This is a genomic window from Proteiniclasticum sp., from assembly GCF_003514505.1.
In the GTDB taxonomy this organism is placed as follows: Bacteria; Bacillota; Clostridia; order Clostridiales; family Clostridiaceae; genus Proteiniclasticum.
The window spans coordinates 53,371-72,617 of record NZ_DOPX01000032.1 but is presented as its reverse complement, the minus strand read 5'-3'; the positions used below and the strand labels follow the sequence as shown (position 1 = coordinate 72,617).

General features: G+C 44.8%; 17 protein-coding genes. 1 reads left to right on the top strand and 16 read right to left on the bottom strand.

Going from position 1 to position 19,247, the window contains the following annotated elements; translation table 11 throughout:
- Nucleotides 1–99 precede the first annotated feature (99 nt).
- Nucleotides 100–318, bottom strand: a complete 219-nt coding sequence (locus tag DEF30_RS11140; RefSeq protein WP_074912456.1) for a hypothetical protein — start codon at nucleotides 316–318, stop codon at nucleotides 100–102.
- A 328-nt stretch (nucleotides 319–646) separates the two neighbouring features.
- Between DEF30_RS11140 and DEF30_RS11135 the strand changes: the two genes are divergently transcribed.
- Nucleotides 647–2,407, top strand: coding sequence for a bifunctional diguanylate cyclase/phosphodiesterase (locus tag DEF30_RS11135; RefSeq protein ID WP_294099318.1), 1,761 nt, complete (start codon nucleotides 647–649; stop codon nucleotides 2,405–2,407).
- A 41-nt stretch (nucleotides 2,408–2,448) separates the two neighbouring features.
- Here DEF30_RS11135 and DEF30_RS11130 read toward each other — a convergent pair whose 3' ends face one another.
- The 15 genes from DEF30_RS11130 to DEF30_RS11060 form a co-directional block, all read right to left on the bottom strand.
- Complete coding sequence (locus tag DEF30_RS11130) at nucleotides 2,449–2,793, bottom strand: DUF192 domain-containing protein (RefSeq protein WP_294099317.1); 345 nt, start codon at nucleotides 2,791–2,793, stop codon at nucleotides 2,449–2,451.
- Nucleotides 2,790–5,312 carry a vWA domain-containing protein gene (locus DEF30_RS11125; protein WP_294099316.1) on the bottom strand — a complete coding sequence of 841 codons (2,523 nt, stop codon included), beginning with the start codon at nucleotides 5,310–5,312 and terminating at the stop codon, nucleotides 2,790–2,792. The genes DEF30_RS11130 and DEF30_RS11125 overlap by 4 nt, the downstream gene beginning before the upstream one ends.
- Before the next feature lie 5 nt (nucleotides 5,313–5,317).
- Nucleotides 5,318–6,241, bottom strand: a complete 924-nt coding sequence (locus DEF30_RS11120; RefSeq protein WP_294099314.1) for a type II secretion system F family protein — start codon at nucleotides 6,239–6,241, stop codon at nucleotides 5,318–5,320.
- 12 nt (nucleotides 6,242–6,253) lie between these two features.
- Nucleotides 6,254–7,219 (bottom strand): type II secretion system F family protein, encoded by a 966-nt coding sequence (locus DEF30_RS11115; RefSeq protein ID WP_294099313.1) that lies wholly within the window; start codon nucleotides 7,217–7,219, stop codon nucleotides 6,254–6,256.
- 5 nt (nucleotides 7,220–7,224) lie between these two features.
- Nucleotides 7,225–8,601: a CpaF family protein gene (locus DEF30_RS11110; RefSeq protein ID WP_294099311.1), complete on the bottom strand. Its 1,377-nt coding sequence runs from the start codon at nucleotides 8,599–8,601 to the stop codon at nucleotides 7,225–7,227.
- A 34-nt stretch (nucleotides 8,602–8,635) separates the two neighbouring features.
- Nucleotides 8,636–9,799 carry an AAA family ATPase gene (locus DEF30_RS11105; protein ID WP_294099309.1) on the bottom strand — a complete coding sequence of 388 codons (1,164 nt, stop codon included), beginning with the start codon at nucleotides 9,797–9,799 and terminating at the stop codon, nucleotides 8,636–8,638.
- On the bottom strand, nucleotides 9,800–10,525 hold the full coding sequence (cpaB, locus tag DEF30_RS11100; RefSeq protein ID WP_294099307.1) for a Flp pilus assembly protein CpaB: 726 nt from the start codon (nucleotides 10,523–10,525) through the stop codon (nucleotides 9,800–9,802). It abuts the gene before it with no gap.
- An 89-nt stretch (nucleotides 10,526–10,614) separates the two neighbouring features.
- The gene (locus tag DEF30_RS11095; protein ID WP_294099305.1) at nucleotides 10,615–11,760 is read right to left on the bottom strand and encodes a pilus assembly protein TadG-related protein; all 1,146 of its coding nucleotides are present in this window, start codon (nucleotides 11,758–11,760) and stop codon (nucleotides 10,615–10,617) included.
- 10 nt (nucleotides 11,761–11,770) lie between these two features.
- Nucleotides 11,771–12,184 (bottom strand): TadE family protein, encoded by a 414-nt coding sequence (locus DEF30_RS11090; RefSeq protein WP_294099303.1) that lies wholly within the window; start codon nucleotides 12,182–12,184, stop codon nucleotides 11,771–11,773.
- 20 nt (nucleotides 12,185–12,204) lie between these two features.
- Nucleotides 12,205–12,774: an A24 family peptidase gene (locus tag DEF30_RS11085; protein WP_294099301.1), complete on the bottom strand. Its 570-nt coding sequence runs from the start codon at nucleotides 12,772–12,774 to the stop codon at nucleotides 12,205–12,207.
- Between the two features lie 75 nt (nucleotides 12,775–12,849).
- Complete coding sequence (locus tag DEF30_RS11080) at nucleotides 12,850–13,044, bottom strand: Flp family type IVb pilin (protein ID WP_294099300.1); 195 nt, start codon at nucleotides 13,042–13,044, stop codon at nucleotides 12,850–12,852.
- 575 nt (nucleotides 13,045–13,619) lie between these two features.
- Complete coding sequence (gene ptsP, locus DEF30_RS11075) at nucleotides 13,620–15,236, bottom strand: phosphoenolpyruvate--protein phosphotransferase (protein ID WP_294099298.1); 1,617 nt, start codon at nucleotides 15,234–15,236, stop codon at nucleotides 13,620–13,622.
- A 46-nt stretch (nucleotides 15,237–15,282) separates the two neighbouring features.
- Complete coding sequence (gene citX, locus DEF30_RS11070; protein WP_074912443.1) at nucleotides 15,283–15,852, bottom strand: citrate lyase holo-[acyl-carrier protein] synthase; 570 nt, start codon at nucleotides 15,850–15,852, stop codon at nucleotides 15,283–15,285.
- A 418-nt stretch (nucleotides 15,853–16,270) separates the two neighbouring features.
- Nucleotides 16,271–17,185: an ethanolamine ammonia-lyase subunit EutC gene (gene eutC, locus DEF30_RS11065; RefSeq protein WP_294099293.1), complete on the bottom strand. Its 915-nt coding sequence runs from the start codon at nucleotides 17,183–17,185 to the stop codon at nucleotides 16,271–16,273.
- 12 nt (nucleotides 17,186–17,197) lie between these two features.
- Entirely contained in the window at nucleotides 17,198–18,562 is a 1,365-nt protein-coding gene (locus DEF30_RS11060) for an ethanolamine ammonia-lyase subunit EutB (RefSeq protein ID WP_294099290.1), read from the bottom strand.
- Between the last annotated feature and the right edge of the window lie 685 nt (nucleotides 18,563–19,247).

Genomic DNA, 19,247 nt, shown 5'->3' with positions numbered 1-19,247 from the left:
GTCGTGAAAAATTAACAGAAGGTTTCCTTTGACAAATTCTGACATCAAAACGTTTACATCCCCTTCAGAAAGAACCTTGTTTCAGGTTCTTCTTCCCAACTATAGGGAGGCCAGCCAAGCTTCAGCGTCCACCTTCAGAATCTGGGTGATCTTCTCTTCCTGAAATGGACTTTCATGTCCACCCCTCTGAAGAAGCACATACCGGTTGTTTTTGGTCCGATAGAGAATCTCCTCAAATCCTTTTGGATCTCCAAAGTATCCCTTGGTGACTCTTCTGATTTCTGTGGCTGTTTCAAGATTTGGTGTCTTCTTTGCCATGTTGTTCCCTCCTTCCAAACGTAAAAGGTCTTTTCTATTATATCATCATCCGTATAAATCTTCAAAGTTCTTCTCCCCAATGGCTTTTCATGGTTTTTTGGGTGATTTTAAGCCAAAAAACAACTGTTTTTTGGCACTTTTAGGTCTCAACACCTCTTAGAAGATGGACACCACCAGTAGATCCCATCTACTCCATGGACTTTTCATTCTTTACTCAGTTAACATGGAATCCATGAAAACAGAACATACACTTAACACGAAAGGATTATGATAGTGCTATCTAACATAGATACGAATACTACTTCATCCAAGGAGGACAATCCCCGCTATGACCAACACGATGGAATCTCTTACCAGAATCATTGCTGAAAAAAAGCTGTATGCAGTTTTTCAACCCATCCTCTCTCTCTCCACCGGTGTGGTTATTGGGTATGAAGCCCTGTCGAGAATCAGTGAGGATGGACTCTTCTCTTCGCCCGAAGAGCTCTTCATTGCCGCAAAGGAAAACCATAGGCTCTGGGAACTGGAGCAGCTGGCACGGAGCATTTCGCTAAAATCAGCCCAGAGGTTCATGACACCCCCGATATCAAAGAAGCTGTTTCTTAATGTGAATCCTCATATTCTTCAGGATGACTCCTTCATCCGAGGCTTCACCAAGGAATTTCTCACAGAGTACGGTATATCTCCAAAACAAGTGATCTTTGAGATCACCGAAAGAAATGTCATCTCTGATATGAAAAGCTTCAAGACGATTATCTGCCACTATAAGAGCCAGGACTATACCATCGCCATCGATGATGTGGGAGCGGGCTATTCAGGTCTCAATCTCATCAGCGATGTGGACCCGACTTACATCAAGATAGACATGAAGCTCATCCGTGACATCCATGTGAGTCCCATCAAAAGCGCCATCGTGAAAGGCTTGGTGGAATTTTCCAAAGCCTCCGGAATCCTACTCATCGCTGAAGGAGTTGAAACCTTTGAAGAACTGGACTGTGTCCTTCATCTTGGTGTGCAGTATGCCCAAGGGTATCTCATCCAAAGACCGGAAAGAGAGATTACCCCCATCTCGTCTGAAGTACTGGACTTCATCCACAACCAGAACCTGAAGAAGAATCCACAGTCCGTTCTTCCTTACAGCTATCAGGAAGTGCGCCATCTGGCCGGTCCCATTGAGATCCTATCCCCGAAGTCCACTGTCTTTGAAGCCTATCATCTTCTGAAACTCCAGAAAGATAGCTTAGGCATCTGTATTCTTCAGGACTCGAAGGTAGAAGGGATTCTCACAAGAGAAAAGCTCTCTTTACTTCTGAGCGGTCAGTATGGGTTCACCCTCAATCAGAATAAACCACTTTCCCAAGTTATGGATAAGGATTTTCTCTCTGTGGAAGGAAGCACTCCAGTAAACCTCGTCTCTTCCCTCGCCATGGAGCGTTCCCAGGACAAGCTCTATGACTTTATCGTGGTGGAAGAGAAAGATCACTACTTTGGGGTTGTGACCATCAAAGACCTCCTGGAAAAGTCCTATGAGATCGAGCTCTTTAAAGCCAAGCACCAAAATCCTCTCACTGGCCTTCCTGGAAATCTGCTCATCGAACAGAGACTCCACGAGCTGGTGAAGAAAGAGAAGGAGTTTTTTGCTTATTATCTCGACATCGACCATTTTAAACCCTTCAATGATGTCTATGGTTTTGAGAAGGGCGATCTTGCCATTCGGCTCTTAGCAGAACTTCTCTCTAAAGAGCTGCCCAGTCACCAGTTCATCGGTCACATCGGTGGGGATGATTTCGTAATCCTCATGGACGATCCTTCCTGCATCCACAAAATGGATCAGGTGGTGGAGAGATTCGAACATGAAATTCTGTCCTTTTACACGAAGGAAGACAGATTGCGTGGCTATATTCACACAGAAAACAGAAATGGATTTTTGGAGATGTTTCCACTTATGACACTCACATCTGTCTTCGTAAGAAGCGCCCCTCCAAAACAACTAAGCCTCATGGAAATCTCAGAGCTTCTTGCACAAAAAAAAGCACAGGAGAAGAAGCTGAAATACAAGATGTTCAACGCAGAAGAGAGTCTGGCCTAAAACCAGACTCTCTTCCTGCTTGCTATCGGATTCCATGTAATTTAGCTTTCCATTGAAAGGCAGTCTCCAACCTTCACTTTGCCCCTAAGCACACCACTCTCTGCTTCAATGACAGATCTTGAATTTTTCACAACCTTACTGATCCTCCAGGGCTTCATATCAAAAATGGTATGAACCACACAGAGATCTTCATCGAGAAAAAGAACATCAATGTTCATTCTCATAAAGAAGCAGTGAATGCTGCTGCACGGAGTGATTCTGAGCCCTTCGTCTTCTGGCAGAGATGTCTTTCCCATGAGTCCCTTGAACCTGCCCATAAATCCTTGTGCTTCCTTCAAATTCTTAAGAAGTACCTCTCCCGTTTCTTTTTGTCTCAGTATACTCATCCTTCACGCTCCTTCAGAAGATTCTTGGCTTTTGTCTTTCTCTTCACTTCTTCCTCCACATACCAGAAAATATAGTCTGCCGTTTCGAATACATTCCCATCATAGAGCATTCTTCTGGTGAGAATGGTCCCATCAAAACTCAGCACTCCAGGCTGGGTTACTTGAATACGAAGCCTTGGTGTGTCCTCTTTCCCAAAAAGAGCCTTATATCCTTCGATGAACTTTTTCGACGGATCCTCCGCTTTTTTCATGAGCATCATCTGATAGTCCGATCCCTTGGCAGGCAGATAGAAATCTCCCTCCTGCTCTTTGCCAAGACTAATGATGATCTCTTTTTTCTTTTTGTCTGATAGATGAAGGACTCCTTCTTCCTCCAAGGACGTCCGGTCTTTTTTATAATGAAGACTTCCACGGACAAGATACTTCGGCATCACAAGCACCGCGTATAAAATCCTGCCCAGAAGATAGACTAAAAGAAGCGCAATAAGAAGAAAGAGAAGAAGGCCTAGGAGAAGGGACCTGTATGGGGACACATTCTGTAGAAGTCCCCCAAGAAAGCTCACCACCCTCACTTCAACAGCGATGGGAGTTCCAGACAAAGACCTGTCCTCTCTTTGTGCCATTACAGAAATTACTAAGTTAACGGACTCATCCTTCATATTCTCATGGGGCTTATACCGCAGCGATATTCTTTTCTCTTCCTGAGCGCCAATCTCCTGAGTTGGGTTCAAGATTTCTCCTTTTCCTTCTTCCAGCGAGAACGTAAGAGTTTCCGGAAAAATGCTGTCGTTCTTTAGAAGAATCTCCAGAAGAGCGGACTCTCCAGATTTCACGGAGACCTCAGAAGAAACTGATGACACTGAAATCTCGTTTAGGACCCCTATGCTCACCTCTCCCAGCTCTTTTTCCTGCACAAAGGGTTCCCCTTTGTAGCTTCCACGAAATCCGATGCGAAGATGCGCTTTTCCTTCTTTTTCAAAAGCCACTCGGGTACTGTACAGGCCATCGCCAGAACGAAGATCCCCGGAAGCCTCCTCCCCATCATCTTTGAACGCATAAAGAACCTCACTGCCATCTTCATAGATGAGGTGAAGCGCATATTCTTCCAAAAGAAGATCTCTTCCAGGCACAAGATCTACCCCACCTGAGGAGAGGCTGCTTCTGATGATCCTTGAGGAACCCAAAACTTCCAGAGTGCTGGTCTCAAAATAATCCGACTGGATGACTGGCACATTTTTCACAGAAAACGCACTTCCAGCAGTGGCTATGGTTTTGCCTTCTTCTTTCAAGAGAACATCCACCTCATAGAATCCATGGTCTTTGGTGTCCTCATAGGTTCCCACATAGACTTCATTCTCTAAAATCAGCTGAATAGGTGTACGGCTTCTCACACCGTTTTTGGTGACCACAGCTTCCAAGGAGGCCGTTTCCGGGATAGGCGTACTGGCGTATACGCTAAGTCTCAAGGGCTCATTCATGGGATGCACAGCATTCATCACCGGCTCTTCCATCCAGAGCTTAAAGAAAAAGTCCGTGCTTCCAAAGACCTTTATGGTGGGAGCCGCAGCCTCTCCTGGCGCTGGGGTCAGCTTGACACTCCAGGTGCCCACCTGCTCCTCCTCTTTCTGATTGAGGGTCAGTAAGGTGTATCCCCTTTCTTTATATAGGGCAACGCCCTCTGTGATGCCCACTCCTCCAGGCCCTGTGACGTCCACCTGATAATTGTCTGTATCCTGCCTAAGAAGTAGCGTGGTCTGGCTGATGTAGGGATCCATCTCAAAAGAAATGCTCTTCTCTTCTGATAGGACGAACTCTTCTTCCAGGAGAGGACTCCTATTTTTCAGACTTTCCACAATGCCAAAAAAGACCTCTGCCAATGTGCCAGGGTCCTCTGTGATGGTGGCTGCACCCAGGGTTTCCAGAGACATTCTTTCCAGGATTGCAGGATCAATATCTCCAAACCCAACGGTATAGATGGGAATTCTTTCTTCTGCTGCCCTTCCTGTGAGACTCCATAAGCCGTTCATATAGTTTTCCATATAGCCAGGCTCTTCTCGCCTTGCGGGCTCTGGATCCGGAATTCCGTCTGTGACAAAAAGGATGACTTTCCGGGCTTCATTCTCCACCTCTTCCAGCTGGGCCAGGGCAGCCTCCATGGCCTTTACATAATCCGTGTCCCCTGCAGGAAGAAGGTTCCCGGTGAGCGCATTTTTCATGAGATTCTTATTCGCCGTGCTTTCCACTTTCTGGAAAGGAACTGCAATCTTCACGTTCTCATCAAAGGTGATGACACCGATGGCATCCTCCGGACTTAAGAGATCAATGAACATTTTGGCCGCGGTTTCCCGTAGTCCTTCTGGGTCTGTCTGCCCCATGCTGCCTGATACATCCACAACGAGACTCACCGCAAGGTTTTCAAGCCTTACTCTTTCCTCCGCCTGGACTTTTACCAGGGGAAAATACGCAGCAAAAAGACAGATCGCTAAAAATAGTGACCATGACTTTTTGTTTTTTCTCATACTACCTACCTCAATATATCTGTTCCGCTCAGTGCCTCCAGTACGTTCAAAAGTGCCGGTCCTAAAATGATGATGAATATGGCGGGAAGGAAAAAAAAGACCAGAGGAAAAATCATCTTTACGGGCAGCTTCGCCACAGCCTGCTCAATCCGCTGTCTTCTTCTTGTTCTCGCGGACATGGACTGGACTCGGAGCATATTGGCGATGTTTGATCCCAGCTGGTCCGCCTGGATCACTGCTGTGACAAAGGTGTTTAGATCATCCACGCCTGTCCTTTTAGAAAGGGATCTTAGTGCCTCTGATCGGTTTCTGCCTTTGGAGATGTCATCCAGCACTGCTCGGATTTCTTCTGCCAAAGCGCCCTTCATTTTTTCGGCAGAGCGCTTCATGGCCATATCAAAGCCTAGACCAGCTTCCACAGAAACGTAGAGAAGATCCAGAAAACTAGGGAGAGACACTTGAATCTCCTCCTGCCTTTTTCTGGCGATGCTCCGATACTGCACATAGGGAAGCATCCATCCTATAAACGCCATCACTGCTGTGAATAAGAGCGCTGGAAGGTTTGCAAGAATTGTTACGGTATACATGAGCCCACCGAAAATAGCGGCACTGACCAGCTGAAGAAGTAGAAGCTTGTTGGTGTTCATGATCTTCTGCTTTCCGGCCTGGATGATCAGCGTCTCATACTTGTCCTTGATGCCGGAAGGAGTCATTCTTCCCACTGCCTTGGCCATGCGGTCCACCAGAGGGGCTATGACACGGTCAATGAAGGGCGTCTTCAGTTCATCTTCCTCGTAATCCACGCCAATGGCTTTAATGGACTGAAGCCTTTCGGAAACCATGACTCTTTTGCCAAAGAAGAACTGATAGAATACTACCGTGATGAGTGTTACAGTAACCAGCGTGAGTAAATAAAGCAGCGGTTCCATACAGTCTCCTCCTTACATTTTCACTTTGATGATTTTCACAAGAATCAGTACCCCAATGGTCTGCATGGTGAGCACCACGCCTATGAGGATATTTCCAATGAGGGTGTTAAAGAGCGGCAGCATAAACTCCGGGTTGATGAGATTTAGGATGATTGCCAGCACAAAGGGAATGGACCCCACCACAACGGCGGACATCTTACTTTGAGCGGTGATGGTCTTGATGTCTCCCCGAAGCTTGATACGGTCTCTGATGGTATTGGCCAGCACATCCAGAATCTCAGAAAGGTTTCCTCCCACCTGGCGCTGAATGAGGATGGCGGTGACAAAGATATCGATGTCCTCATCCTCGGTTCTCTTGGAGAAATCCGAAAGGGCCTCATCGATGGGTTTTCCAAGGGAGTTGTCCCGGACGATCTTATTAAACTCATAAGCGATGGGGTCTTCCATCTCTTTTCCTGCCACCAGCATGGACTGGGTGAAGCTAAGTCCTGCACGAAGGCCATTGGATAAAATCGATAGAGCCTCGGGCAGCTGATTGTTGAGCTTTTTCCCTCTACTTACCTTGGCCATTCTTACATAAAGCCCTGGAATCATATAGAGAATCAGCATAACGATGATCACTATTAATAGGGGCACTTTGAAGAGGTACAGCAGAATTCCAACTGCACCACTTAAAAGGACCGAAATACCAAAAAGTTCTTCAGGCTTCAAAGGCAAATGGGCTTTGGTCAGAGTATCCTTATTCTTTTGGTAAATCTTTCCAATGAACCCGATTCTCGAAAGCTTTGATAAAAAGAGCTCATTTCTAAGAAGCTGCTGATTTTCTCCACGCTCTTCGGCGTAATTCTCCACATCAGAGGTTCTGATTTTTTCCATCCGGTGCTGAATCTGAGCGGACTTTCCGAAAAACAGAAGATACAGTCCCACCAGAAGGAGAAGGACACTGAAAAATACTCCTGCATAAATTGCATAGATCATCCTAACTACCTCCTCATCTGAGATGAATCTGGTGGCACCTCATATTTTTTGAAAATGGCCGACGGCACATTTTCCCCATAGGTTTTCAGTTTATCGATGAACTTCGGTACAATGCCCGTAGCCACATGTTTTCCTATAACCTTCCCTGTCTCATCGAAGCCTTCCTGACGGAAGACGAAGATGTCCTGAAGGGTTATGGTATCATTTTCCATACCCACCACTTCCGATACCTTCGTGATTTTTCTGGAACCGTCATTAAATCTGGACACCTGCACAATGAGATCCAATGCCGATGCAATCTGCTCACGGATGGCTTTGGAGGGAAGCTCCATCCCAGCCATCATAACCATGGTTTCCAATCTGGATAGCGTATCTCTTGGCGTATTGGCATGGATGGTTGTGAGAGAGCCGTCATGACCTGTGTTCATGGCCTGAAGCATATCCAATGCTTCTGCCGAACGGACCTCACCGACAACGATTCGATCCGGTCTCATACGAAGGGTGTTGACGACGAGATCTCTGATGGTAACTCTTCCTTTTCCTTCAATGTTTGCCGGACGGCTTTCCAAGGTCAGCACATGCTCCTGCTGGAGCTGAAGCTCCGCCGCATCCTCTACAGTGATGATACGTTCATCATGGGGAATAAAACTTGAAATGACATTCAGAAGCGTTGTTTTACCGCTGCCGGTACCACCGGAAACAATGACATTGCACCTCCCGCGGACACTGGCCCGTAAAAACTTCGCCATATCCATGTTTAGGGTTCCAAAGGTGATGAGGTCTTCTAAGGTAAAGGGATCCGTGGAGAACTTTCGGATGGTGATGGTGGGACCTTTTATAGATAGTGGTGGAATGATGATATTCACACGGGATCCATCTGGGAGCCTCGCATCCACCATGGGACTGCTTTCATCCACACGTCTGCCTAAGGGTGCAATAATCTTATCGATGGTATGGAGCACATGCTGATCGTTTCTGAAAGTCACCGTGGTAGGTTCAATCTTACCGAAACGTTCAATATAGACATGATTGGGACCATTGACCATAACTTCTGTTACTGATGGGTCATGGAGATAGGACGTTACGGGCCCATATCCAAAGACTTCATCCATGACATACTTTGTGATCTTCTGTTTGTCACTGATGAGCCAGTGCTTTCTGTGACGGTTGGAAAGGTCATTGATGGAGGCGCCAATCTGCTCCTTGATGATTTTTTCCTGCTCCTCAAGCTTGCTGTCCGGATTCATCACCACATCATCGATGACCGCTTCAAGTACTAAGGTAGCAAACTCTTCTATCTCTTTTTTCTTCTTTTCGCTTTGTTCTTCCTGCTGATCTTTTTTAGCGTCCTGATTGTTTAACCCAAAACTGTTCAGCATCATTGGTCGTCACCTCTCTCTTCTTCTGACTTTGCTGTTAGGACTCTTTACCATCTCCAATGGTTTTCACCATCTTATTGATGGATCTTGTGATGGATCCTCTGGGGTGCTTGGATACGTAAGGAATCCCCTGATTCAGCGTTGAAGTTGCTTTCTTATAGTCTGCGGGCACCACATACTGAATTTCATAACCCAGTGTTTTTTCGATATCCTTTGGTCTGATCTCACTTCTTCTGCTTTGCTTGTTGAGCAGTACGGATATTTTAGATTTTGGAAAGTTGAAGTCCACAAAGGTGGCGATGGCTCCTTTGACGTTTCTCACCGTTGCCACTTCAGGTGTTGTCAGAAGAAATACTTTCTCTGCAAACACAAAGGCCGGATTCACTGGATCGTAGAATCTGGAGGGCATATCCACAATGACATAATCATAAGCCAGCTGAAGGTTCTTTAAAATCAGCTGAATATGCTCCGCATTGATGAATTCATTCATTCTGGGCTCTATGTTAGCTGCCAACACTTTGACTCCGGACTCATGACTGGTCATATAAGTATTCAGGTATTCAGGATCCAGATTCCGGATATCATCCACCACATCTGAAATGGTATAGCGTGGTGTCAGGTTCATTGCCAGCGCAATGCTGCCAAAATCCAGATCAAAATCCACCAGGGCTACTTTCTTCCCCGTATTCTTCGCAAGGGAAACTGCAAGGTTTGTGGAAAGAAATGTTTTCCCCACACCGCCTTTGGTGCTGAAGAGGGTGAAAATCTGCCCATATCCCGTTGATTTTCTTTGCTTCGCAGGTGTCACTTTTTGAAACTCCATTCTCTTTCTGGTGAGCTTATTGGCCTGATAGATGGAGTCCACCAGCTTATTGGGTTTGATGGGCACCAGGACCACATCCTTTGCTCCTGAAAAGAGCGCCCGGTGCATGATGTCTTCATGGACTTCTGATTCAATAATAATCACCGCTTTGTCCATATACTCTGTGGTGACACGTTCACAGAAGTCGTAGCCGTCTCCATTGTAGTTGGAAGAGACCAGAACCACATCCACATTCTCCACATCAATGATGGCCAAAGCGTCTTCCATGGTATCTGCATCTCTTGCAATGGAAATGTAATCCACATTGGTAAGAATATTTTCTATGTCAAATTTCTCTTCCAGATTGGTACTTAAAATGAGTACTTTAATGGTATCCACTTACCTCGACCTCCATTCTGCAAAGTTATCCATGCCAAACTGAGTCAGGTTCACCGTCTCACCGTCCAGAGGATTTCTAAGGGTCATGTTGAGGGACCCGAACTGGCTGGCAAAAACCAGCACTTCTGCCTGCTCCGGGGTCACCAGGAGCGTCAGACTGCTTGTGAGGCCACCATTGGCTGCTAAAGCTTCCGGACTGTTTTGTGGATTGATGCCTTTTTTGATGATTTCAATATTCTGGAACTGGGTGATGGTAAAGGGTGTTGGATTAATACCTGGCTCCGTATATGTAGCAAGGATGTCCACCTTATCTCCTACGGAGATATAACCTGCTACGCCAGACACTTCTCCAATGGCCAGCGTCAGCGCTCTCATGTTTTCAGGAATTAAATAGGCAAGTTCTGTACCTTCCTGATCGAAGGCAATCCTACTTTTCAGTACCTGCTCTCCTGTGATGATTTCTGATTTTGTGATAAAGCCCACGATCTCCGCTGCTTCTTTTACCGCATCGGGATGGAGCGCATCTTCAGGAATGTTCGTCACCTGAAGCATTTCCTCTGTGATTCTGGTGTTTTCCGGAATGGTATTGATGGCTGTAATGACAGCTGCTGTTTTGATCTCCGGTGGTGGAGGCTCTTCAATCCCTGAGATGTAGTTATAAAGCAGCGCCACCGTAATAAGTGCCAAAAGCACTGCAATGACCAGGACACGTTTTTTCAGTTTCACAGTTTCTCCCCTCTCTTTCATCCACTAAAACATAAAAAGGGTCCATCCGCGCTACGAGGAACACCCCTCCAGGCAGATGAACCACAAGCTTACTTCACAAGTTTGCTGTATTTTGCTGCATCAGGCTCTACCGGATTAAATAATTGATCTCCGCTGACAATAATTACTTCCAATTGCCTAACCTCCCCAGTCATTCGTCCAAGTATTGTACCTTTTGGATAGTCCACTCCATCAGGTGTGACCGGATATGATTTTGCGTTTCCTGAACCTAATGATGTGTAATTCGGGCCAAGGAGCGCATGCTCTGAACCCACTGCATCTTTATTGCTTTTCGATCCGTCTACGATGATATCCAGTATTTCATACACAGCAAACTCCTTAATCTCAAAATATAGTGTATTGCCTTGAGATCTCACAAAGTCTGCTATTGGAATCAGCCCATACATGAATCTTTCTCGTTCTAATTGTGTTGGCAAACTGTTTGCTTTCTTCATTCTATCTTCTACGGAGCCTATAAGGGAGTTCGCCTGTCCAGGCTTTCCTTCAAACTCCTGGTCAATGAACATTGTGATTTTACTAGAATTTCCCGCAAGTGCACTGTTGATGACACTCTGCCCGTTCCATGCAGGATCCAGATAGATGTATCCTGTATTATTTGGATACTCTACTCCATTAATCATAATCTTCTCACTGTGGAGATAATCTCTGCCAGCTTCATAAGATTCTCTTGTCAGATAAATGGGTAGAATATGTCCACCGGCGGTCTTTTTGACATAACCCCAGGTAGCAACTGCACTGGCACTGACATCCTGGTTGTTGAATCCAAGGAGTCTTGCAAAAAACAAACTGTCATTTTTCTGCGGGGATACTACGATGACATCACGGTAGTCGGTTGATCCATTTTCAAGGGTGACATTCATTTTCTTAATTTCTACAAAAGGTACTCCCTCGGCCCCATTGCTGATCGCCGTTTCCTTTGCTATCCTAATGGCCTCAGATTTGATACCTGCCAAAACCAAAGCATCCGTAACCCCCATGGTTTTTTCCATTTCTCTTGCCCCTGCAAGGGCTCCCGCATCCGCAGCAGTCACCATTTGTCTTCTGCTTGTATACAGCATACCTGCATCAACAACAAGGGCCGAAAACCCTAAAATTACCATAAACAGAAAGAGAAGCATAAAAATACCCGCTGCGCCTTTTTCATCCCGAAACAGCCTTTTTAGCAGCATCTCCATTCTCCTCCTTTCATTCAATCCTCATCACTGCTTTTGCTTGTATCTCTACTGGTCCATTGAAGAATAATCCCACCAGCGGCTGAACCAATCCTTTGATTTCAACAATTGCATTATTTGTATTGTTGATGATCTCATCATTCGTTGAATACTTGAAATGTGTACTATCATTCGGAATTGTGATTCCGCTCACACCAGCCACCGCTTCCGAGGATGCGATGTAGGCACGGTTTCTTTGATCTATAGTGGACACTACCGCAACACGCGCACCTTCACGGGCCGCGCTGGTCAGTGTAATCTTCGCATTAAACAGCCATCCAAATTCCAGAATGCCAAGAAGAACGAATAAAACCAAAGGAATTGCGATGGCAAACTCTACAATTCCCTGGCCATCTTCCTCTTTCATTCTCTTCCATCTTCTTAACATAATCCTTCACCTCATTCAGGTCAGAAAAAACTGGGAATCCAATTGGTGTAGACCAATGCCGCCCCTATGGCTATGGGAATCGCGTAGGGGATATAGAGCTTACCAATCTTTGTTTCACTCTTTTTCATTGTTCCATACCATTCAATAAATCTATGGTACCCCGTCAGTCCATAAAGAAATTTCATCAGCGGACTTATGAGGAAACCTCCAAAAAGCTTGAATGAAGTTCCAAAACCTCTTTTATAGATTCCATATCCAATGGCAATGATCCCACCGACGATGGCAGTATAGATAAAGGTCATGAACACAAATCTTGCTCCCATGACTGCTCCAATAGCTGCCATGAGCTTCACATCTCCCGCTCCCATTCCTCCTAAGATAAAGGGAAGAAGGAGTATGAGAAATCCTACAATGAAACCTAAAAGGCTGGACCATAGTCCAGAAATCCCAAAATAAACAGTTGAAAGAATCACTCCTGCTGCTATGGTTGGAACTGTAATCTTATTGGGGATTTTCTGAGTCCTATAGTCATGATAAACACTCATGACGAGTAAAAGAAATAACAGAACTGTGAATATTGTTTCCGCCATGTGTACCACCGCCTTCTAGTGTGGTAAAGCCCCCCTGATGAGGGGGGCTTTACTATAATCAGTTATACATTAGCATCAAGTACCAGATTCTACTGCACCTGGAGCATCGTTAATTTCATTTCCAATTCTCTGGAAAAGTGCATTAATCTGTGGTCTAAACAATGATACTACAGCAACTGCAATAACTACCATCAATAGTAAGATGAGTCCATACTCCACAAGTCCCTGCCCTTCTTCTTCTTTCCAGATTCTTTTTAGTAGATCCATCATTCTCTCTCCTTTTTAATAAGATAAATAAAACAGCAACGTTTTTATATCCTCATTTTAAACTCGTCTGATTATTTTGTCAATTGATTTTCTATGAATTATCCACTTTTCTTAAATTAAAACTAAACAAATTACTGTTCATCGACATAAAAACTTAAAAATTCCTCAAATTATTAAAATTATACACACTTGTATAATTATAGAATTAATTATATTAAATATTTAAACAACTGTAACTATTCGCTAATTTTTTTAAATCGCCATGGGTTTTTTCACAATAATTCTGATAATTGATGTGCTATAAACAATCTATCAAACCACAAGTGAAATCCCTTGAAATCAAAGCTATAAAACCTTATCCTTTTCACTATCTTATCAATGTCCCCGTTAGAATATCCAATCATTTTATGAATATCTGCTATCACCCACAGCATTAATTCAACGATTTCCGAAGAGTAGTCTCCTCATTTCTAAATCTCATTGATTGTTCACTATAATATTCTTTTAGAAAAGACAAAAAAAGAAGAAGCCAGCGGAAACACTGACTTCTTCTGTCTATTCAAATGATTCTAGTACTTTTATTCCTGTTCGAGAATGACCTGCTTTGCTCTTAGGATGGAGGAAGCAGACATGGAGAACTCATCCAGGCCATATTCCACAAGCGTAGGAATTGCAGTCTCATCTCCAGCCATCTCTCCACACATACCACACCATTTACCCTGGGAATGTGCACCATCAATAGTCATCTTGATCAGTCTCAGCACCGCTGGATGCATTGGATCATAAAGGTAGGACACTTTCTCACTCATACGGTCTGCAGCCAAGGTATACTGAATCAGATCATTGGTCCCAATGGAGAAGAAATCCACATGCTTTGCCAGTTCATCTGCCATGACAGCAGCGGCTGGAATCTCCACCATGATGCCCCACTCGATGGAATCAGAAACTGCATGACCTTCCGCCTTCAGCTCCAGGGTGCATTCTTCCACCAGTTCCTTGGATTTCTGGAACTCACTAAGAGAAGACACCATTGGGAACATCACCTTGAGGTTTCCATAAACGGATGCTCTTAAAAGCGCTCTCAGCTGAATCTTAAAGAGATCTGTACGGTCCAGACACAGTCTGATGGCACGGTAACCAAGGAATGGATTCATCTCATTAGGCATTGCCAGGTAAGGCAGCTGCTTGTCTCCACCAATGTCCAGGGTTCTGATGACCACAGGCTTTCCTTCCATCTTTTCCAGCACATACTTATAGGATTCAAACTGTTCTTCTTCTGTTGGCATATCATCTCTGTCCATATAGAGGAACTCTGTACGGAAGAGCCCAATGCCATCAGCTCCATTTTCCAGAACCTTATGGACATCCTCAGGCTTTCCGATATTTCCTGCCACTTCAATGCGCTTGCCGGACTTAGTTTTGGCTTTCACATCCACCAGCTTCTTCAGTTCTTCCTTTTCCTGATTGTAGGCTTCCTGAAGGGCCACATACTTTGTTACAGTTTCATGGTCCGGATCAATGATGACTCTTCCTTCAATTCCATCCACAATAAGGATATCCCCATTCTGAACAGATTCTGTGATGTCATGAAGACCCACCACCGCAGGAATCTCCAGTGTTCTGGCCATGATGGCGCTATGGGAGGTTCTTCCGCCGATATTGGTCAGGAACGCAATAACCTTCTCCTTATCCAGCTGCGCTGTATCAGAAGGTGTCAGATCATGGGCAATGACAATGGTATTGGTCTCTTCAATATCAAAGCTGTCCTCAATGCCCGCAAGGTTGTTCATCAGTCTCTTGGCCACGTCCTTGATGTCCGCAGCACGTTCTCTCATATACTCATCTTCCATGGATTCGAAGATCGCCACATAGCTGCTGCTCACATCACTTGCTGCCTTCAGAGCATTAAGACCGTTGTTCTCGATCTCTCCTTCGATGGCTCCGATAAACTCAGGATCATCAAAAAGCATCAGATGCGCATCAAAGACCATGGCTTTTTCCTCTCCCATGGAATCCAGTGCTTTCTTCTTGATTTTCTCCAGCTGGACCTTGGACTTTTCGCAGGCCTTTCTTAAAAGATCCTTCTCCTTGGCCACATCCTGGACCTTCTCATCCGTGATGTTCAGCTCCACATGTTTCTTGATAAATGCTTGTCCGATGGCATAGCCTCTTGACGCCGGTATTCCGATTTTCATTTTACCCCTCCAATATATTCGTATTGCAATATGATTTTTGGTTCTCTTACTTCAATGTCAAATCGTGGTCTTCCAGATACTGTGAAACCATCTCTTCCATATAAGCCACCAGTTCTCCCACCGGATGACTCTTCTCTTTGGCACAAACCTTGGCCGCTCTGTCACAGAGAAAACACTTTCTTGGTTCATAGGAAAGTTCGATTCTCCCCACTGCATAGTCTTCGTCGGTATCATAGACATCGATGTCCACAAACCTTCCCAGATCATGCTGCTGCTCAATGAAAATAGAGTTCTCCTTCAGGGTTCTGGCATCACCTTTCACCACATAGAACATGGTGGGTCCTTCTGGAGTCTCATAGACTTCATGGATGAGTATTTTCTCTTTGAAAATTTCTCCAATGGTTTTTGAGATTTCTGCATTAATGAGTCTTGTGATGTCGTTGTTCTTCTCCACGCCGGGATAATTTGCCCGGACCGTCAGTACAGGATACATATGCACCTTATGAAGGTTTTCGATGATGGTGCATTTCTTCTCCTGATATCGTACGAGTTCCTCATATCCTTCTTTTGTCATTCTCTTTAGTGCAGGCATTTCTTTTGTTCTTGGCTTCTCCAAATGGTTCCTCTCCTTGCCCTCTTAGTGCGAAACGTGACACAAGAAAAAACACAACCGTTTACTTCATTATATCACAGGTTTTTTACTCAACTGACAGAAAGAAATTGAAAAAAAAGAAATCACCAAAAGGAACTAAATCGTTCCCCCCGGTGATTTTAGTTTTTCAACTACATATTCATCTACTCATAGTTTATAGGAGAAAGGGACGGGAATCAAGAAATGTTTCAAAATAACTGCAATTTTTAACCTCATTTCTCTTGAAAAATGACAAATTTCCTGCGAAAAGCATCGATTCCCTTCTCCCAGATAGAAAAACACGAACGGGAGAAAACCACAGTTCGGATTTTTCCACTCACCTAAAAAAACAGCTGCAAAAAAACAGAATCAGAAGTTTTCCTCTGACTCTGTAAATCAAAAACTACACCATCTTGAACTCTGTGCCTGAGATCTTCTGCTCCATCATTCTTTTTACGACACTGGCCAGATGAGCTCCCGCCTCAGATGGATTGATGCCATTTTCATGGATGTTCGAAATGACATTTCGAAGGGACTCCGGCATACCTACTTTCCCCTTATAGGAAAGATAAGCACTCATGGAGGCAAAGGTCGAAAGACCTGGTCTTTCTCCGATGAGCATGATGGTTACCTTCGGCTGCAGAAGCTCTGTGATGACATCCATGGCAGGAACTCTTGCATACTTCACGTATAAAGGTGTGCCACTAGTCAGTCCCTCGATCTTCAGCCCCTGGACTAGAGCCTGATAGACGCTGGAGGTATTTTTCTCCATGGCTGTGCTGGACAGACCTTCCGAGAGGATGATCTGCACATCTGCATTTTTGATGCAGCTTTCTAAAATATGCTTCTTCGTCTCTTCATCAAACATCCTGCCCAGGTCCGGTCTTGACAGATATTCATCCTTATCTTGGCACTGGGTTTTTACCATGACCATCTGAAGGTCTTTGGCGATGTCCTCCGGTGCTTCTGATAAAGCAGCATCATAAGCCCCTGCATGGTCCATGAGCATTCTTAAGTAGGCTTTTGTTCTATATCTAGGACCACATCTTCCAAGGCCCATTCTGGCATCTGTTTTTTTCTTGATTCTTAAAAATTCTGGCCCATTCACAGGATTCTCAAAATCCAGATAGGAAGTATAGTCATCCAGAAGGATATCCGGAATCACATCGTCTTCCACCACGGTACCTTGAGGTGCTGTTCCTGATTCTACAGCTTTTGGCACTTCTTCCAGCGGTGTGCTCTTTCTAAGGTTTTCTTCACTATTCTTCATGGCTTCCAAAACTTCTTCAATGATTCTTTTCAGCTCTACATCATTCATGTTCATCGCCTCCTACAAGAAGATGGAAGCATCGCCTGCCATGGCAGTGAGCTTTCCATGTTCATCCATGAGTCCCTTTTTCATGAGCCATCTGTGGAACTCCGGTGCGGGTTTTTTCCCCATGAGCTCCCGAAGACAGGCATCATCATGAAAACTGGTGTCCTGATAAGCAAGCATGACATCATCCCCATGGGGTATGCCCATGAAGAAATTTGCACCTGCCATGGTAAGAAGCATGGTACCGATCTGCTGATCGTCCATATTGATTGGTGTATGATTTGTGAAGCAAGGGGCCATGCCCATGGGCAGTCCCATGAGTTTTCCCATGAAATGGTCTTCGAGGTTTGCCCGGATCATTTCCTTGCCATCATAGATGGTCTCCGGTCCAATGAATCCACTGACATTGTTCACCATGAATGGATCAAAATATCTGGCAAATCCGTAGGTTCTGGCTTCCAAGGTCATTTCATCGACGCCTTCATCAGCATCCACAGACACTTCGGAGCCCTGCCCAGTTTCAAAGTATAGAAGGTTCGGCCCAGAACTGATGCCAAACTCAAAGGCCACCTGATAGGCTTCCTGTATGAGTTTTTTTGTGACACCGAAGCTGTCGTTGGTTTTCTCTGTTCCGGCAATGGACTGGAAGATCATGGAAAGAGGTGTACCTCTTCTCATGGCATCCATCTGGGTCGTGATGTGGGACAGCACTGTAATCTGCGTTGGCACATCGTATTTTTTCACAAACTCAAAGACTTTCTGTGCAATGCGGTTGGTGCTTTCAAAGTTATCCTCCACAGGATTGATCCCGATGCAGGCATCTCCAGAACCAAAGGATATCCCTTCCATTACTCCTAAGATGATGGTTTCCGGATTGTCTGTGGTGCTGTTGGCCTGAATACGGTAGGACAAGGTCCCCGGATGACCGATCTCTGTGTTGCATCTGGTTATTTTATGGATTTTACTGGCACCATAGACCAGGTCCATGGAACTCATGAGCTTTGCTACCCCTGCTGCCACTTCTCCGCTGATGCCTCTGGAGATTCTCTTCAGATCATCGTTGGTGGTCTTATGGTCCAGGATGAGTTCACGTAGACTTCCTATGGACATCCTTCTGATTCTCTCATAGGTCTTTTTGTTCATGCCATCCAGATTCACTCTGGTGACTTCATCTTTTTCATAGGGCACTGTTGGATTCTCCACTAGATCCTCCACCAGCATCTCCGACAGCACAACCTTTGCCGCTACTCTTTCTGTTTCATCACTGGCTGCAATCTTCTGCAGCCTGTCACCGGCCTTGGGCTCATTGGCCTTGGCCAGCACGTCTTTCACATCTTTAAACTGGTATACTTTTCCGTTGACAATTGTTTTGAGTTTCATGCTGCGCTCCTTTACATGATACTTAACCGGAATCATGGCCTTCCGGTTAGCGTGTACTTTAGCTCCTGCACATGAGGCGGCAGTATAGTAAAGAATACCCACCCGCACTCTTTAGACTGCCTTTTTTATTCACCTGGTACAAAACAACGGAAAACAACATAGCAAAAGACCTGCCACCTGTCTAAAAGGACTATATCTGAATTGATGAGTATATTTTCTATATACCATCTATCTCCGTGCCAAGTCTTCTATGTTATGTCGCTATTGTAACAATGATTGAATTTTCTGTCAATAAATTATTGAAGTCGTTTACGATGCTCTGTTATGGGTGTTAGAGCATCTTTACGCACTATAAAAGAGCACCCGAAGGTGCTCCTATCCTGCTATTATACAAGTTATTCTTACTCTTTCTTCAAACTTCTTCTAATCCTTCTGCAGTATTACGCTGAGCCACTTGTCATCCTTACGTTCCTCGCGTACATCAGATGTGACATAAACCTCCATAATACAGTATCTATTAAAAACAGAGCCCATTCTTGAATAGATTTTTAGTCATAAGAGTAAAACCGGCTTCTTTCTTTAAACTTTCTTTCCCCATCACTTCTCAAAAAAAAAAGCTAGCACTAGTGGATCATGGCATATAACAGCATAACAGAACTGTGCCCCCGTGAATAATAGGAGTTTA

What these genes read in the sequence shown, in the direction of transcription:
- eutC (WP_294099293.1), bottom strand. Translation starts at nt 17,185, where the DNA reads ATGAATGATGTAGAGCTGAAAAGAATCATTGAAGAAGTTTTGGAAGCC.
- DEF30_RS11095 (WP_294099305.1), bottom strand. Translation starts at nt 11,760, where the DNA reads ATGGAGATGCTGCTAAAAAGGCTGTTTCGGGATGAAAAAGGCGCAGCG.
- DEF30_RS11090 (WP_294099303.1), bottom strand. Translation starts at nt 12,184, where the DNA reads ATGTTAAGAAGATGGAAGAGAATGAAAGAGGAAGATGGCCAGGGAATT.
- DEF30_RS11115 (WP_294099313.1), bottom strand. Translation starts at nt 7,219, where the DNA reads ATGATCTATGCAATTTATGCAGGAGTATTTTTCAGTGTCCTTCTCCTT.
- DEF30_RS11130 (WP_294099317.1), bottom strand. Translation starts at nt 2,793, where the DNA reads ATGAGTATACTGAGACAAAAAGAAACGGGAGAGGTACTTCTTAAGAAT.
- DEF30_RS11120 (WP_294099314.1), bottom strand. Translation starts at nt 6,241, where the DNA reads ATGGAACCGCTGCTTTATTTACTCACGCTGGTTACTGTAACACTCATC.
- DEF30_RS11135 (WP_294099318.1), top strand. Translation starts at nt 647, where the DNA reads ATGACCAACACGATGGAATCTCTTACCAGAATCATTGCTGAAAAAAAG.
- DEF30_RS11085 (WP_294099301.1), bottom strand. Translation starts at nt 12,774, where the DNA reads ATGGCGGAAACAATATTCACAGTTCTGTTATTTCTTTTACTCGTCATG.
- DEF30_RS11110 (WP_294099311.1), bottom strand. Translation starts at nt 8,601, where the DNA reads ATGATGCTGAACAGTTTTGGGTTAAACAATCAGGACGCTAAAAAAGAT.
- DEF30_RS11060 (WP_294099290.1), bottom strand. Translation starts at nt 18,562, where the DNA reads ATGAAACTCAAAACAATTGTCAACGGAAAAGTATACCAGTTTAAAGAT.
- DEF30_RS11140 (WP_074912456.1), bottom strand. Translation starts at nt 318, where the DNA reads ATGGCAAAGAAGACACCAAATCTTGAAACAGCCACAGAAATCAGAAGA.
- ptsP (WP_294099298.1), bottom strand. Translation starts at nt 15,236, where the DNA reads ATGAAAATCGGAATACCGGCGTCAAGAGGCTATGCCATCGGACAAGCA.
- DEF30_RS11125 (WP_294099316.1), bottom strand. Translation starts at nt 5,312, where the DNA reads ATGAGAAAAAACAAAAAGTCATGGTCACTATTTTTAGCGATCTGTCTT.
- DEF30_RS11080 (WP_294099300.1), bottom strand. Translation starts at nt 13,044, where the DNA reads ATGATGGATCTACTAAAAAGAATCTGGAAAGAAGAAGAAGGGCAGGGA.